This window comes from Polynucleobacter sp. AP-Melu-500A-A1, assembly GCF_018882125.1.
In the GTDB taxonomy this organism is placed as follows: Bacteria; Pseudomonadota; Gammaproteobacteria; order Burkholderiales; family Burkholderiaceae; genus Polynucleobacter.
Genome location: NZ_JACVOZ010000001.1, coordinates 537,665 through 552,969, shown reverse-complemented (window position 1 = coordinate 552,969; position 15,305 = coordinate 537,665). Strand labels below are relative to the sequence as shown.

The 15,305-nt window shown below is 42.2% G+C and carries 15 protein-coding genes; 3 read left to right on the top strand and 12 right to left on the bottom strand.

Annotation, left to right across the window (positions count from 1 at the left end; translation table 11 throughout):
- Window positions 1-4 precede the first annotated feature (4 nt).
- The 4 genes from ICN38_RS02970 to ICN38_RS02955 form a co-directional block, all read right to left on the bottom strand.
- Window positions 5-2,179, bottom strand: a complete 2,175-nt coding sequence (locus tag ICN38_RS02970) for a DUF6311 domain-containing protein (RefSeq protein WP_216254886.1) — start codon at window positions 2,177-2,179, stop codon at window positions 5-7.
- Window positions 2,172-4,307 (bottom strand): DUF6311 domain-containing protein, encoded by a 2,136-nt coding sequence (locus tag ICN38_RS02965; protein WP_216254880.1) that lies wholly within the window; start codon window positions 4,305-4,307, stop codon window positions 2,172-2,174. Before ICN38_RS02965 ends, ICN38_RS02970 begins: the two co-directional genes overlap by 8 nt.
- Window positions 4,308-4,343: 36 nt before the next feature.
- Window positions 4,344-5,411 carry an acyltransferase gene (locus ICN38_RS02960; protein ID WP_216254877.1) on the bottom strand — a complete coding sequence of 356 codons (1,068 nt, stop codon included), beginning with the start codon at window positions 5,409-5,411 and terminating at the stop codon, window positions 4,344-4,346.
- Window positions 5,412-5,489: 78 nt separating this feature from the next.
- Window positions 5,490-7,598: a DUF6311 domain-containing protein gene (locus ICN38_RS02955; RefSeq protein ID WP_255562698.1), complete on the bottom strand. Its 2,109-nt coding sequence runs from the start codon at window positions 7,596-7,598 to the stop codon at window positions 5,490-5,492.
- Between the two features lie 141 nt (window positions 7,599-7,739).
- Between ICN38_RS02955 and ICN38_RS02950 the strand changes: the two genes are divergently transcribed.
- Together ICN38_RS02950 and ICN38_RS11525 are read left to right on the top strand one after the other, a co-directional pair.
- On the top strand, window positions 7,740-8,909 hold the full coding sequence (locus ICN38_RS02950; RefSeq protein WP_216254871.1) for a hypothetical protein: 1,170 nt from the start codon (window positions 7,740-7,742) through the stop codon (window positions 8,907-8,909).
- Between the two features lie 42 nt (window positions 8,910-8,951).
- Window positions 8,952-9,077 (top strand): hypothetical protein, encoded by a 126-nt coding sequence (locus ICN38_RS11525; RefSeq protein ID WP_255562680.1) that lies wholly within the window; start codon window positions 8,952-8,954, stop codon window positions 9,075-9,077.
- Window positions 9,078-9,173: 96 nt separating this feature from the next.
- Here the strand turns inward: ICN38_RS11525 and ICN38_RS02945 are convergent, their stop codons facing one another.
- The 8 genes from ICN38_RS02945 to ICN38_RS02910 form a co-directional block, all read right to left on the bottom strand.
- Complete coding sequence (locus tag ICN38_RS02945) at window positions 9,174-9,482, bottom strand: high-potential iron-sulfur protein (protein WP_216254869.1); 309 nt, start codon at window positions 9,480-9,482, stop codon at window positions 9,174-9,176.
- Between the two features lie 156 nt (window positions 9,483-9,638).
- A complete protein-coding gene (locus ICN38_RS02940) occupies window positions 9,639-9,857 on the bottom strand; it encodes a hypothetical protein (RefSeq protein WP_216254866.1) in 219 nt (72 codons plus the stop codon).
- Between the two features lie 4 nt (window positions 9,858-9,861).
- A complete protein-coding gene (locus tag ICN38_RS02935; protein ID WP_216254864.1) occupies window positions 9,862-10,782 on the bottom strand; it encodes a hypothetical protein in 921 nt (306 codons plus the stop codon).
- Window positions 10,783-10,786: 4 nt separating this feature from the next.
- A complete protein-coding gene (folE, locus tag ICN38_RS02930; RefSeq protein WP_216254861.1) occupies window positions 10,787-11,578 on the bottom strand; it encodes a GTP cyclohydrolase I in 792 nt (263 codons plus the stop codon).
- A 43-nt stretch (window positions 11,579-11,621) separates the two neighbouring features.
- Entirely contained in the window at window positions 11,622-11,993 is a 372-nt protein-coding gene (locus ICN38_RS02925) for an MAPEG family protein (protein ID WP_216254857.1), read from the bottom strand.
- On the bottom strand, window positions 11,990-12,646 hold the full coding sequence (gene plsY / locus ICN38_RS02920) for a glycerol-3-phosphate 1-O-acyltransferase PlsY (protein ID WP_216254854.1): 657 nt from the start codon (window positions 12,644-12,646) through the stop codon (window positions 11,990-11,992). The genes ICN38_RS02925 and plsY overlap by 4 nt, the downstream gene beginning before the upstream one ends.
- A 56-nt stretch (window positions 12,647-12,702) precedes the next feature.
- Entirely contained in the window at window positions 12,703-13,659 is a 957-nt protein-coding gene (gene xerD / locus ICN38_RS02915; protein ID WP_370624354.1) for a site-specific tyrosine recombinase XerD, read from the bottom strand.
- Complete coding sequence (locus tag ICN38_RS02910; protein ID WP_216254851.1) at window positions 13,652-14,137, bottom strand: YajQ family cyclic di-GMP-binding protein; 486 nt, start codon at window positions 14,135-14,137, stop codon at window positions 13,652-13,654. The genes xerD and ICN38_RS02910 overlap by 8 nt, the downstream gene beginning before the upstream one ends.
- 114 nt (window positions 14,138-14,251) lie before the next feature.
- Between ICN38_RS02910 and murB the strand changes: the two genes are divergently transcribed.
- Window positions 14,252-15,295: a UDP-N-acetylmuramate dehydrogenase gene (gene murB, locus ICN38_RS02905; RefSeq protein ID WP_216254847.1), complete on the top strand. Its 1,044-nt coding sequence runs from the start codon at window positions 14,252-14,254 to the stop codon at window positions 15,293-15,295.
- The last annotated feature ends 10 nt before the right edge of the window (window positions 15,296-15,305 follow it).

Below are 15,305 nucleotides of genomic sequence, written 5' to 3'. Positions count from 1 at the left end.
GATCTTATTGGAACTGTGCAGCAATCAGACCCATTCCAAGCTTACGATCATCGCCAGGAACTCCGCCTACATCTTTAGGGCTAGCAGGATTCTTAAAGCGAAACTGTAACTCTAGATATTTCCGCTTATCGATATTGGGCGGTAGATTAATCAACCAAGTATTGGTATCTGAATTAGTTAAGGAAATAGATTGGGGTGGCATCTGATCTATAAAGACCTCAATATCCTGCTTAGGATGTAATGGACTCACAAAGGCCCTTACAGTTAATTTAAGCTGCTTTGGTAGGGCGCCTTGCGGAACCGGCAGAATCATCTTTGTCTGATCGCCATTACTCCATACGCCCCAGTCTTCCGGCCAGGCCCAGCTGCCGCCAACACCAATTAAAAAACGATTACCCAATTGCCCTTTGCCAAAACCAAAAGGCTTATTTACTACGATTTGCTTTGTGAGTTGATTAAGTTCATCACGCAGATTTTCTTGGATGACAGGACATTCTTTGCAGTTCTTCCAATTGGGAGCCAAGATGGCAAAGCCATCAAAACCAACCAATAAATCAGATTCGGGATTTGAATGAAAATAGGTGGGTAGCACTACATCGGGTTGCAATACATATAAGCTCTTCGGATTCCAGTTAGACCCATATAGGCTATTCATAAAGTTTTCTTGTGCTTTAGATAGCTTGCCAATATCAGCCCTTGCAAAGAACACCGCATTAGTCGACAAATGATGTTTAGCAGCATATAAGGCAATTTGATCCCATCCCGCAGCCTTATCCTGTGGAGGCACTAACTGAACCTGTTCATATTGCTGAGCAGCTTGAGTCCAGAATGGATTCTTTAGATTGAGCTCATGTGGAATATTTTTTGCAGGATCGGAAATTTTTTGATGCATCATTCGCCAGCCAGCACTAGTATCCATAACCTGCAAGAAGCATGCCATGCCCAGCAAGATGAAAGCAGCGCGCTTGGAATACGCTTTCAGGATAATCAAGATGCAAGCTAAATTTAATGCGTAGAACATGGGCCAGAAGAAACGTCCTGAAGCCCTAAAAATACTAGCGATGGTATATACGGAATCTGATATTCCAAATCCAAACTCTTTACGGCCAATCGCAATGTGATTACTAATAGCGAATAGCGCCAAAAATACCAAAGTAATTATTAAAAAACTATGTTGAAAAATTGTCTTCTGAAATAGCTTTCGTATATCTCTGTTTCTGATGAACTGATAAATGGCAAATGGCCAGAGTAGCAAAAGACCCAAGCCGAAATACATGTAGCCTTCACCGTAATCACTGGGTAATGGAAGATTACGCATGATGTAGGACCATCCCTTGGGATCAAAGGGCGATAGTAGGTTCATACGGAAAAAGCCATAGCCTCCTAATGAACCTGAGGCTGAGCTCACAGCAAAGTAACCTGCCTGCCACATGAAAAAGATAATCAAGGGCCCAATGAAAAAGATCTGTAGAGTGCCATCTTTTAAGCTTCTTAGTCGGCTGGCTTTTGAAAATACAATTTGGTCTACTAAATTTGCTACCCAAAGCGCGGCAACCATGACAAATAAAGAAAAATGGGTCAATACGGCAGCGCTAAGTAAAAGCCCCCAAAGGACGCCTTTATTCCATATCTTTGACATCCGCTCTGGCGAAAAGATTAAATAGAATGTAGCCAAGATCATGAAGTGTGCTACTAATGCAGTGTGCTGATTCACGCGCCAAAGCATTGGTGGTGCAAATACTAAAATTGCACATGCAAAAAATTGCAGCCATTTGTTTTGCGTCATTAAACCGATGACTAGCCATACAAAGTAGGCCTGTAATACAAAACAAATGAGCGTCCAAACTCCTAAATACTGGAATGTTTCAGGTAAGGCAAAACGGATAGCCTTAAATACAAAGGCCATCAACGGAATAGAATCAGAAAATACAATCGAACTACTGAAATCTAGGCCATATGTGGGATTTAATCCAATTGGGAAAGTCCAAGGGCTATTACGAAAGAACATCCAGCCTACATAATCTTTAAAGGGGTCTACGCCCTGTGCTAAATCTAAGACTGATGGGTTTAATGCCTTAAAGCCAACCACCATCAAGCACGCACAGAAACCCAAGCAAATTGGGATCAAAATACTCCAAGGTGAACGATGGGATTGATTCATATCACCCATATTATTCATAAGTTACAGCCTCTAGGCCAATTGCTAAAGGACGTTCATCGATACCAATGCCTAAGGCCTTAGGCGAAATAGCCGTCGGAAATACAAAGTCTACTTTTAATTTCTCGGGATTGAGTACTGAAGCAGGCAACGGCACCTCAATCTCATTCCCAAATCGCTTAACTAGAGTCGCCTTAGCTTGAGGAGCTCCATTAATCCAAATCTCGACATCTTGAGCGTTTTGCGATCCACCAATAAATGCCTGAGCATCAATAATGAGCTTTTTAGGTATCTGTGCAGGCAAAGGCAAAGTGATGGATGCATTTTTGTCTAGTGACCATACACCCCAATTCTCTGGCACAGACCAGCCACCGCCTAAATAGACCTTAGCGTATTTACCAAAACGAGATAAATCAATACGCTCACCAAGACGGGTCAGGCGCTCATTTTGGATTGATGGGTTGATTTGCGCTGCTTCATTAATTTTTAGACAACCCTGGCAAGTCTTCCATCCAGGGGCAAAGACATTAATCTCATTAAAGCGGGCTAATAAATCCGCTTGGGGATTCATAGCCTTTATAAATTGAGGCACATAATTATCTTCGACAATATAGAGTGTATCTAGCTCAAACTTTCCTTGCGCCAACATTTCTTTTAATTTTTGATTTGAGCGCTCAATCTTTTGTTGATCAACCCTACCCATAAATACTGAATTAGTACCTAACTGGTTTTGAGCTGCGTAATTAGCAAACTTTTCCCATATGGCCTGCTCATTCCAGACGGGCACTCGTACTACTTTCTTGTAATACTTAGCAGCATCAGTCCAGAAGGGATCGGAAAGGGATGAAGCTGGCTGGGCACCAGGATGGCTAATCTTATTTTTAATCTCTAACCAGGCACCACTGGTATCGATGATTTGAATTGCCAAGGCAATGCCTAAAACTGCTGTAGCAATTTTCTTAGAATAGCCCTTAATTAAGAAATAAATTCCTGCAAATGCGACAACATAAAAGACTGGCCAAAATATTCGAGCAGAAGCTCGCAGAATGCTGGCAATTGACAATAGTTTAGGTGTCAGCGGAACAGTAAAAGTCCAAGGGCCAATACCAATATTGTTTGAAAGTGAAAATAGCATCAAACAAATCAAGCACAAGAAAATAAATACATGCCCACGTAATAACTGAGCAAACTTTTCACGGTGCTTTGCCATCATTGGTAATGAAATTAATAGCACTGCAATGAGGCCCAGCCCTAAATAGACAAAGCCCTCGTAGTTGTTATTAGCCCTTACCCATGGCAAGTTATATAGGAATGACCAGTTAGCTGCATCAAATCCACTTGGATCAAAGAGTGCCAACAGGTTCATGCGATATGTACCAAAGCCCGTTTCTCCTGGGCTCACATTCATGAAGTAGCCAGCCTGCCAGGCGATAAAGATGGTTGTTGAAAATGCGCAGACCATCTCTAATAGCACTTGCAAAATACTGAGCTTTTTCTGGATGATTAATTTATCCAGTAGATCCGCTAACCATAGCGCCGCCAACATGGCAAAGGTATAGGGGTGAATCATCAAAGTGCATGGCAACAAGATTGACCACCACAGCACTCTTTTATTTTGAGTAGGCCTCAATATCAAATAGATCGCAGCCAATATTGGAAAATGCCCAATCGTTGAATTATGAAATCCAATCTGCGAAAACATTGGTGGTGAAAATAGTAGCAATCCCGTTGCAAGTATCTTTATCCAAAGTTCTTTGGTGATAAGTCCCATGAGCAACCAAGCCATCCACGCCTGCAATACAAAACAAAGCAGAATCCAAATACCCCAAAACTGAAATGGCTCGCCCAACAATGCAGAGAATGGCTTAAAGACCATTGCAAACAATGGCATAGAGTTGGAATAAATAATGGAGGAGCTAATATCCAATCCAAAATTGGGGTTGAGGCCAATTGGAAAGGTCCAAGGACCATAGCGGTAAAAAGCCCACCCCAAATATTCTAGGGTCATATCAAAATCAGCCAAGAGCCAGCTGACATTACGAGGATTGAGAATGCTTAGACCGACTACTGCAAAAAAGGCAGCAATACCCATAGCAATGGGTATTAGATTAGTCAGGCTTGCCTTAGAGGGTTGAGATAACTCGCTCATAAAAGCATTATCCTCGACGCGCTAGCAAGTACCCCATTAAGCAACTTGCTTATTTTTAGCCCTAAAGCGCGACCTAATCTTTTCAAATGGTCTTTCGACATACAGATGAATCAAGATAGACATCAGAATGATGTAGCCGTAGGAAACCACACCAATGGCGCTTTCACTAGTCAAATTGAAGAATTTAACAATTGGGCCAACAATATCAATTCGCAAGGCCCAAACTAAATACATAGGATAAGAAAGTTCTCCAATAAAGCGATCCCACTTATTGGATTTGGAGTAATAAAAGATGAAGGGGGTTACAGTAGCCAATAAGAGATAAAAGAGTCCCTTTTTAAACTCATAGCCAGCAACGATATTGGGGAAGAAAAAGATAAACCCAATGAGTAGCGTCGTTAGCCACTTCCCAAGTAAGTTATATAACTCAGGATTGGAGTCAAACTTAATCTTCGAGTAGAAGCAATATGCTACAGCGCCCATCATAAATAAAGCTAGCTCACTTGGGAAAAAACGGTAGCCCCAGGGGTCATCATATTTACCATGCATAAGTAAATAAATGCGAATCAGCATAGAGGCGATAAATACGATAAATATGTATTTAAATTTCTTAATAAAGAGCAAAGGCGCCAAAATATAAAGGCTAATTTCAACGCCAAGAGTCCATGCTTGCGGAATTAGTAGATAACGCCAAATAGGCGGATTAGAGCTATTAAAGTTACTAACAAAATGCAAATGTCCATCCTGCAGACCCAAGAACATCGCCCAATCTTGCAAGATCATGGTGGCATTTGTAAAAATGAGGTAAGCACTAAGCAAGGGCGGGAAAGTAAAAATATTTTTTAATTCACCGGGCTCAATGAGGTTAATGACTAAGTTAGTAGCGGCAATCACAAAATAGGCTGGATAAAGCCTTAAGAATCGATTAATCCAAAAATCTTTTACTGAGTTGTACTGGGTATCCCAAATCATGGCGATATAAAAGCCCGATAAAACAAAGAAGGCCTCGACGGCCGTGTCCGTACCAACTAACTTATAAGTTGGAAAAAACGTAAAGTGCCCCACGACAACGGAGTAAGCCAATAGAAATCGAATAAGGCCCATTTGATATATTTTCTTAGATCGAAATAAATCTCATTCTAATGCTCGGGCTCATTTCTTAACCCCTTAATTAAGGCTAGACTAGCGAGAAAATTGAATAGCCACTATGCCGATGCCCAACTTCCTCTCATCTGGGCCAAATCCTACTGCCTGAGGGCTGATGGCATCAAGAGAGCGAAATTCAATCACCAATGGCTCTCCCGGTGTTTTAAGGCCTTTGGGTAGCTTTACTTCGATTAGATTGTCTTTGGCATTCTTGAGAACCATTTGATCGGCTAAACGAATACCGTTAATTGCAATATCGACTACTTGCTCTGGATGGTTTTTCGATAAAAAGGCATTCGCTTTAATAATTAATCTTGAAGGACCGCCCTCAGGCATCGGCAATATCACTTTTGCCTGTCCATCGATAGCCCAAGTACCCCAATCCTCAGCAAATCCCCAACCACCCAACATAAAATTCGCGCGACCATTCCCAGATTTAGTGAAATCAACCACCTGACCAAGCTTCAAGATAGGTGCAAGTTGATTCAGCTCAAGCTCTTGAGGAACTTGAATACAACTTGTACAAGCCTTCCATCCCGGAGCCAACAAATTAACCCTATCTATTCTGGCTAAAAGGTCTTTTTGAGGATCATATTTAATTTGATCAGGGGAGTTTTTCCAATCCTGAAAAACATATAGGGTTTCTCTATTTATAGGACCTTGATGCAGCTGTTGATTCACTGCGCTAAATGATTGAAGTGTCTTATTAAGATCAGCACGTGCTAGATAGGCAATATTGCTAGCCATCTGGTTTTCAGATGCATAAATCCCAAATTGTTCCCAGTTTTCTTGGCCACCGGTCGTAACGAGATTTTTGTAATGTTTTCCAGCGTTCTTCCAAAAAGGATCTTGAAGTGCGGTTTTAAATTGATCAGAAGTGCTCAGGGACACTTTTTCTCTGATTAGCAACCATCCCGCGCTGGTGTCTACAACTTGAATGGTTGCCGCAATTCCGAGCAATATAAGAACATTCTTTACGCTATAGGACCTTATAAGTACATATAAGATAGCTAAAAGAATGGTGTAATAGATTGGCCAGAATAAACGTGACGAAGATCGTACGATGCTTAATAAGCCTATGATGAATTCTGGTAAAGGCATCCTTAAATTCCAAGGGCCAAAACCGATATGGTTACTAAAGCTAATTAACGCTAGAACTATGAGAGTACTAATCAGAAATGGGTAACTCTTCCAAGCCCTACCTAGTGAATGACTAAGATTAAATCCGCCCTTGATTACGGCAAATATTGTGCTCAGTAAGAGTAATAGAGACCCAGCCCCTAGATATTGAAAGCCTTCACCATTAGCTGCCTCCACAACATCTTGCAGTGGAATGGGTCTTAACCAATACGACCAGCCCCTAGAATTAAACAACGCCAAGAGATTAGTACGAAAATCTCCAAATCCACGAGTAGCGCCAGATGCACCTTCAATCGCAAAGTATCCGGCTTGCCAAGCGATGAATCCAGCAACACTAATTAATAGCGCATTCTCAAGAAGTGCTTCTTTATATGAGCTGCTTTTTTTAACAAAAACTCTATTACACAAATCTGCAAACCATAAAGCTAATACCATTACAGCCAAATAAAAATGTGTAGATACTGCAATGGATAGCAAGATAATCCAAGCCAGTGAATGTAAATATTTTTTCTTAGCCTCTGTACTTTCAGTTATTGGCTTTAAATTCAAATATAGGGCTGCCAAAATGATGAAGTGCCCCATCAAGCTTTCATGAAGGCTTAAACGGAAAATTAAGGGAGGGGAAAATAAAAAGAAAATACTGCCCAGACATTGAATTGCAATACTAGTAGTGATGAGTCCAATCAATCGAAATGCAAAATAAGCTTGCAATACAAAACAGAGGAGGACCCATATTCCTAAATACTGAAATGGATATGGCAAGAACTGGGAGATTGCCTTAAAAGGAATCGCCAATAGCGGAATAGAGTCAGTGAAGACGATGGAATTACTAAATTCCATTCCATAGAGCGGATTTAGGCCAACTGGCCAAGTCCAAGGACTATTACGATAAAAAGCCCAGCCAAGGTAATGCTGTAAGGGATCGCCACCCACCAACCAAGCAACATTGGTGGGATCCAGAAATCTAGGTCCAGCAATCACAAGAAATGCCATTACCCCAATCAAAATTGGGTATAAATAGCTGTGTTGTTTGCTTGAATTCAATTCAATATCCGAATCTATGGGTAGCAATTACCGTCATTTTAAGTATTAAAGACATAATAACCATCTGAAACCATTTGATATAGCAGCACTCACCCTAACTCAATGAGTACAAATAAGCCCTCTCCAAAGTTGATGTCGCTGATCCTCGTAATCATTGGGGTGATATGGATCGTATATTCCCTGCAATTTCTGAATCAAGGCATCTTCTGGGACCTAGGCATTTATGAAAAAGCAGTTGGGGTATTTAGTACTGGCGGCAATCCATACGAACTTAATGGCTACCTATCTTTTGTTTATCACCCATTAGTACTGCGTTTCATGGCGCTCTTTGGCAATTATCTGGGTATAGCTTTGATGGGTGCCTATTTAGCTAGTTTGCTATTCTTTATCAGTAGCTTAGGTAGCAACCGCTCTTGGTGGCTCTATAGCTTTCTTGCTTTTGCCTATTGCGGCATTGGCACCATCTCCATCGGCAGCGGAAATGTCACCGTCTTTTTTCATTTAACGCTGCTCGGTATTTTGCTCAGAAGCATTCGCCATGAAGAGGCTTTAGAAGGCAACTCTAGTAAGCTTGCTGGTGTATTGATTTTGACAGTGGTCATATTTAGTTTAGTAAAGCCCTATATGTTGGCTTACCTACTCATTCCTGTAGTTTCTACCTGGAAGACTGCGCAGCAAAAATCGATCTGGTCGCTTACATTGCTAGCAGGTGCTTTATTAGCCCTCATCCTTCTTTTAAGCTCACTCTATTTCGGTGCTGAATTCCAATACTTCTTATCGGCAGTCCAAGGTCAAACGATTGGCAAACGGGATTTAGGCTATGGCCTTGTGATGTATTTCTATGAGTATTATCTAAGCGCTAGTTCTCTGATCTATCGTGCTTTTGTCCTGCATTTTGCAATCCTTAGCGCCATTATTTTGATTGTTCTTTTCCTGGCTAAACGCTCTGGACTTCACAACAGCGCAAGATTTACTTTGCTTCTCTATTTTTTACTGACTATTCTCAATCCCAGACTTAAAGTCTACGATCTCTTTCCTGCGCTGATTGCCTTATTTATTTTTGCATCGCCTCTAAGACAGGGATTTATGACTAAATGGCTATTTGTTATCGGATACGCCTTATCACTGAGCCAGTTGGTTGGTACACCGTTATTTGCCCATACAGGCATCCTATCTGACCCACTTAACGTCTACTATCTGACTATGGGCTTAGTCTTCATTGGGCTATTACCCACATTGATTTCAAAACTGGGCTATTCTTTGAAGCACTAAACTAATTTTTATAATATTTAATCAAGCAATTGGAGAAACAGCATGGCAAAAATTGATCTACGTAATTCAGTAACGGAATGTGCCCAGTCAATCAAAAAAGAGAATGCTGGCAAGTTCTACAACTATGGCATCCAAGACTGCATCAAATCCATTGCGGCACAAAAGTAATCATTATTTTGATTAGTTTTTCTCAGTTCTCTTTGGGCAAAAAAAAGCCACCCTAAGGTAGCTTTCTCTTCAATGCTGTATTTAGCTAAAGGGCTATTAAGCCTTCTTAGCGTAAGCAGAGCACCAACCTTTGCCAGCAACTTGCTTACCTGCAAACAAGGAGCAGCCACCAGCAGCTGAATCAGGCTTACCTTGATACAAGGCACAGTTACTGCACTGTTGACCAGCAGCGTATTTAGCATACTTTGCTTTATCTACTTTAGAGGCATCAGCCTTGTAACCCAAAGCAGCAGCTTGTGGGTCAGTTTCTGCAACCATGGCTTGAGCTTGAACTTTACTGTTCAAAGCTAATGTACAAGCACCAGCAGCAGACAAAATCATAAATTGGCGACGACTATTTTTCATGTGAACTCCAAAGATTAAAGAATGTGGGAGGATCAAAACTAAATGCTAGAACGAATCATAGTAGAGGAAAGAAATCTCTACCATGAGCTTCATAATCGATTGATTTATATAGCTATTTTGTTGAGAATTGTTCTCAAGCAGCTATTGAACTGAGTCTTACTTCCAACCCTTGAGATTCATGCAGTTTGCCCACTGCTTGTAGTGCACACCTGAACCAGACTCTGGGTAGTCCTGCTTGCACTCCGCAATATCTTTACGAAAAACATCTTTATTATTTTTATTGGGATCAATATTTTCAGATGGGAAGCCCGCGCAGGCAAAGAGCATTCCGAACGCAGAAAATAGAATGAGGTGTTTGAAAGTAGATAGCATCATTGGTTTACCGATTTGATCGAGAGACAGCTTTCATATAAGAGCCATGATCCCCGCAGGCACGATTAAAAGCTACTGCAGCTAAAGACTCTTTACCTTCAATGGTTCCGCGAATCATACTTCCCGCACTTCCCTTCCCTCGTACCTGAACACTATAGGTATTACCTTGGCAATTCGCAGTAAAAATGAAATCACCTTTTTTTGGAAAGTCTTTATCTAGAACGAAAGATGCGATTTTCATCTCCCGAATATCCTTCTTACTATCAACTATCAAGACTTCGTTATCAATGACTTCAAAAAATGTTGGGAAGTTAGGGGCTGCAGGAGTTAAGGCATCAGAGGCCTGAATAATCGGATCGGTACTTTGTACTTTTTCCGTCTTCACTTGGCCATCTTGATACAAGAAATAATTAATATTTTTTTCATCGATAAATTTACGGCCACATATTTTGCTGCGGATATAGGCCATCGCTGTTTTTGGACGAATCTTAATCCAGCCATATTCTTTGGTTAGATCATTGGCCTGACTCAATGCTAGTGATGGCGGGAGATTCTGGGCATAAAAGATTTCTGACCACTGATGATTACCTAAGCAATCTAATTTTTGGCGGTAAGGCCCAACAATAGTGGGATTAAATCTATCGAGACGATTCTTTTCCCGGGGGGCTATAAAAGCATCAAATGTAATGACGCCATCCTCATCTTCACTCAAGGTGTAAGGGTCATAAAACCAGTTCTTTGTAGAGGATTCAGCAAGCAAGATCCACGAGCGGTCTTGGTAATCCTTTAAGTTTTCAGGTGGAATCTGAAAAAAAGGATTTTCTACCTTAGGACTAGTGATCTTGTCGACATCTGGTGGCTGAGGCAAGAAAGTACACCCAGCAATCAGCAAAGACACTAGCGAAAGTAGAAAGAGGGATTTTCTCATCCGTCTATTTTCGCTCAATGAGCGCTAAGAACTCTCGACGAAGATTGGCATCCTTCAAGAATGCGCCACGCATCACACTATTGATCATTTTGGAGTCGCCATCTTTCACACCGCGCCATTGCATGCAAAAGTGATCAGCTTCCATGACTACTGCAACGCCAACAGGCTTAATCTTTCTCTCCAGCATATCGGCCAACTCCACCACTGCTTCTTCCTGAATCTGAGGGCGACACATGACCCACTCTGTCAGACGTGAGTACTTAGACAGACCAATTAATGCAGAGCTCTTGTTTGGTAGAACACCAATCCAGATACGGCCCATGATTGGACATAAATGATGGGAGCACGCGCTACGCACTGTAATTGGCCCAATAATCATTAACTCATTTAAGCGACTGACATTGGGGAACTTGGTTAAGGCTGGCTGCTCAACATAACGCCCATTAAACACTTCCTTAACATACATCTTGGCAACTCGACGACTGGTATCCCGCGTATTGTGATCACTCTGCGTATCAATCACCAAACTTTCTAAGACGGCCTGCATTTTTTCAGCCACCTCATTAACCAAGCCCTCTAATTCACCGGGTTTAATAAAAGCGGAAATATTGTCATTCGCATGAAAGCGCGCATTTTGAGCCTTTATGCGGCGACGAATAATAGTTGATAAAGGCAGACCTTCGTCCGCTTTTGTTGTTTTAGCAAGGTTTGCATAGGCACTTTTTTGAAGCACCACTTTCTTGGCTGGCGTTTTTACAGTGGTAATTCTTTTGACTGCAACTTTTTTAGTGGGCATAAATTGTGAAAGTCTCGATGAATATTTTTAGAAATACTGAATTTTAAATTTGTAAAAGCAAGCTCACAACACAGATAATGCCGATCAACCAAACAATCGATCTGGTCGTAGGCCAATTAGCTACGTAGCACGCTAAATAGGCAATACGTGCCAAAACAAAACCTACTGCCAACAGATCAATGCGTTCTTGGGGAACGTGTTCGATCGAAGCAATAATAACTGCGGCAAAAAAGAAAGGTAAGGATTCAAATAGATTGGCCTGAGCTGCATTAGCACGCGCCCTAAATCCAGTCTGTTTAGCTAACCATTGACGCGGCAGGCCATTGTCGTAGCCTTCCCAACCTTTTTTGGCAATACCAGTAGCCACATAGGGAAGTAAACCCATAACTAATATGCAAAAGTAAGCAATGGTCATGTACTTTCCTTTTCACTGGCAACTACTGTTTTCTTTTTACTACCAATGCGTGACTCTGTGCCATTCATCAGGTTTTGAATATTGCTGCGATGACGCCAAATGAGTAACAAACAGACTACCAAGAGAGCTGCACCCATGGGCTGAAAGCCAAACAAAAATACAAAATAGATGGGGCCAAATACTGCAGCAGCAAGGGCAGCTAGAGAGGAATAGCGCATAAAAATTGCCATAATAATCCAAGTACTTAAAGTAGCAGCGCCTAATATCCAATTAATACCAAACAAAATACCGCAGGCAGTGGCAACGCCTTTGCCGCCTTTAAAGCCATGGAAGATCGGAAACAAATGGCCCAAGAACACAGCAATCACCACGCCACATAAAACCCAAGAACCCATGGTCGATGACAAGGACGCATCACCCAAAAGAATGCGGGCTAGTATCACCGCAATGTAGCCCTTTAAAGCATCGCCAATTAAAGTCAGAACGGCAGCCAATTTATTTCCGGTACGTAATACATTGGTTGCGCCAGGATTACCTGAACCATAAGAATGTGGGTCCGGTAAACGCATGCACTTGCTCACGACTACCGCAAAAGATACTGAGCCAATCAAATACGCAATCGGAATGAGCAGTAAGGCTAAATTTTGATCCATAGCGCTATCTTAAACAGTAATAGGAAAATTCACGGTGATGGAGCTTGGGCATTAAATTAGCTACCCCGTGGATGGTGCTGCTGATGAATCGATTTGAGGCGCTCCCTGGCCACATGGGTATAGATTTGGGTAGTTGAGATATCGGCATGTCCCAATAAGAGTTGCACCACCCTAAGATCTGCCCCATGGTTTAACAAATGTGTTGCAAAGGCATGGCGCAGCGTATGAGGCGATAAGGCGACCGGGATATTGGCAATGGTGGCATAGCGCTTAATCAGCGCCCAAAAGGCCTGTCGCGTCAATCCTGTGCCCGTATGGCGCCCGACAAAGACAGCATCCGTTGTTTTGCCCTCTAGCAGCGTTGCTCTGGCCTCTGCTAAGTAACGTCGAAGCCATTGCCCTGCCTCGCCGCCAAACGGCACTAAACGCTCTTTACCGCCTTTGCCGTTGACCACTCGAACTACGCCTTCATTCATCCCCAGGGCAACGGTTTTTAAAGAAACAATTTCGGAAACGCGTAAGCCACTGGCATACATTAATTCAAGCATGGTGCGATCACGTAAACCCAGAGGCGTGTCAATATCAGGAGCACCTAGTAATGCAGTCACTTGCTCTTCGCTTAAGGTCTTGGGAAAACGCATGGCTTGTTTAGCAGCACGCAATCCGATGCAAGGATCTGATTTGACTAAATTGATACGCAACGCATGGCGATAAAAACGCTTGAATACCGTAAGCCGTCGATTGGCGGTCGTCGCCTTATCAGCGCGGCGATAAGCAAAGTAGGCGGTTAAATCTTTTTCACTAACACCATATAAATCAGCGCTAGATTGTTTGTAGAGCCATTGCGCTAACAGCAGGAGATCACGTCGGTAGGCCGTCAGGCTATTTTGTGCAAGGCCATCCTCAAGCCAGCAAGCATCACAAAAGCGCTCAATAGCCTCTTGGCTAGCCGGCGCAATGTCAGTAGGTACAGCCTTTAAGCTAGTACCTACTGCTGATACTTTTTTAGTCACGGAAGTTATTAAAACCCAAAGGTGCTTCGGTAATTTCCTTACGTAACAGCGTCATCACTTCTTGCAAGTCATCACGCTTCCCACCAGTAACACGCACTGCATCACCTTGGATGCTGGCTTGTACTTTGATCTTGCTATCTTTAATAATGCGCACGACTTTTTTAGACAAGTCTGAAGTAATGCCTTTTTGAATCTTCATGGTTTGCTTGCGCTTGTCGCTACCAATCGTTTCTTTTTTGTCATCCTTTAAATAACGGACATCAACGTTGCGTTTAGCCATCTTGCCAAAGAGCACATCACGTACTTGACCTAATTTGAAATCGTCATCGCCAAACAAAATCAGCGTTTCGTCTTTTTGCTCTACTCGGCTATCAGAACCTTTGAAGTCAAAACGATTGCTAATTTCTTTATTCGATTGCTCAATCGCATTTTTAAGCTCAACCATATCGGGTTCGCAAACCACGTCAAATGAGGGCATAACTACTCCTTGTATTTTTGTATGACATCTTTACTGAATAAGGCAATATTTAACGCACTATTGGGATTTTCCAGAAAATTCTCCCGGAAATCCGAAGACGAATAAGATTGTGGCATGAACTGTGCAAAAAATGCGCCCCTTCCACCCAAATTGACTCCGAATCTCGGGCTCAAATCCAGAAATACCTTCGGCTTGGAGGTAAATGCCGAACGCGCATTTGAGATTAGTGATCCAGCACAGCTGCCCGCTTTATTTAAAGAGATCAACGAGAAACATTGGTCTTGGCGTGTTTTAGGAGGGGGTAGCAATGTGATTCTGCCTCCAAATCTAGATGGCGCCACCTTGCTGATGAATATCATGGGTCAAGAAGTGATCCGTGAAGATGAAGGCAATACCTATCTTGCCGTAGGGGCTGGGGTCAATTGGCATGACTTAGTCGCTTGGACTCTTCACAAGCAATTATTAGGCTTAGAAAATTTAGCCTTGATTCCGGGAACGGTTGGCGCCGCCCCAATTCAGAATATTGGTGCTTATGGTGTTGAGATCACCCAATACATTGATGGCGTTGAAGTCTTCGACAGCAAAACCAATACATTTATTACGTTTAGCAATGAAGACTGTCAGTTTGCTTATCGCGATAGCTTCTTTAAACGCAACCCCAATCGCTTTATCGTCATCAAGGTAATCTTTAAGCTTCCCAAAGCATGGCAGGCTAGAGTGCACTATGCCGATCTCGCCAATTTCTTTTCCGAAATAAGTAATTCCAAGCCAAGCGCTCAAGAAATCTTTGATGCGGTTTGCCAAATTCGGACTAAAAAATTACCTGATCCAAAAGTTATTGGTAATGCTGGTAGCTTTTTTCAGAACCCGGTACTTGGCGAAGATCAATACGAGCAACTGCTTCAAAAATTCCCAAATGTCGTTTCATATCCCGATGCTGACGGCCAGTGTAAGCTCGCTGCAGGTTGGTTAATTGATCAATGCGGCTTTAAAGGGCAGCGCGTAGGCGAAGTAGGCGTTTACGAAAAACAAGCATTAGTCATCGTCAATCATGGCAATGCCACTGCAGCAGATATTTTGTCACTCGCCAAAACGATCCAAGACTCAGTGCAAGAAAAGTTTGGTGTCACTTTAGATATTGAGCCCAATATCCTTTAAGCGTATTTAG

What these genes read in the sequence shown, in the direction of transcription:
- ICN38_RS02925 (WP_216254857.1), bottom strand. Translation starts at nt 11,993, where the DNA reads ATGACCATTGCTTACTTTTGCATATTAGTTATGGGTTTACTTCCCTAT.
- ICN38_RS02970 (WP_216254886.1), bottom strand. Translation starts at nt 2,179, where the DNA reads ATGAATAATATGGGTGATATGAATCAATCCCATCGTTCACCTTGGAGT.
- ICN38_RS11525 (WP_255562680.1), top strand. Translation starts at nt 8,952, where the DNA reads ATGGCAAAAATTGATCTACGTAATTCAGTAACGGAATGTGCCCAGTCA.
- ICN38_RS02945 (WP_216254869.1), bottom strand. Translation starts at nt 9,482, where the DNA reads ATGAAAAATAGTCGTCGCCAATTTATGATTTTGTCTGCTGCTGGTGCT.
- ICN38_RS02935 (WP_216254864.1), bottom strand. Translation starts at nt 10,782, where the DNA reads ATGAGAAAATCCCTCTTTCTACTTTCGCTAGTGTCTTTGCTGATTGCT.
- ICN38_RS02960 (WP_216254877.1), bottom strand. Translation starts at nt 5,411, where the DNA reads ATGGGCCTTATTCGATTTCTATTGGCTTACTCCGTTGTCGTGGGGCAC.
- ICN38_RS02940 (WP_216254866.1), bottom strand. Translation starts at nt 9,857, where the DNA reads ATGATGCTATCTACTTTCAAACACCTCATTCTATTTTCTGCGTTCGGA.
- ICN38_RS02965 (WP_216254880.1), bottom strand. Translation starts at nt 4,307, where the DNA reads ATGAGCGAGTTATCTCAACCCTCTAAGGCAAGCCTGACTAATCTAATA.
- ICN38_RS02910 (WP_216254851.1), bottom strand. Translation starts at nt 14,137, where the DNA reads ATGCCCTCATTTGACGTGGTTTGCGAACCCGATATGGTTGAGCTTAAA.
- folE (WP_216254861.1), bottom strand. Translation starts at nt 11,578, where the DNA reads ATGCCCACTAAAAAAGTTGCAGTCAAAAGAATTACCACTGTAAAAACG.
- murB (WP_216254847.1), top strand. Translation starts at nt 14,252, where the DNA reads ATGAACTGTGCAAAAAATGCGCCCCTTCCACCCAAATTGACTCCGAAT.
- plsY (WP_216254854.1), bottom strand. Translation starts at nt 12,646, where the DNA reads ATGGATCAAAATTTAGCCTTACTGCTCATTCCGATTGCGTATTTGATT.
- ICN38_RS02950 (WP_216254871.1), top strand. Translation starts at nt 7,740, where the DNA reads ATGAGTACAAATAAGCCCTCTCCAAAGTTGATGTCGCTGATCCTCGTA.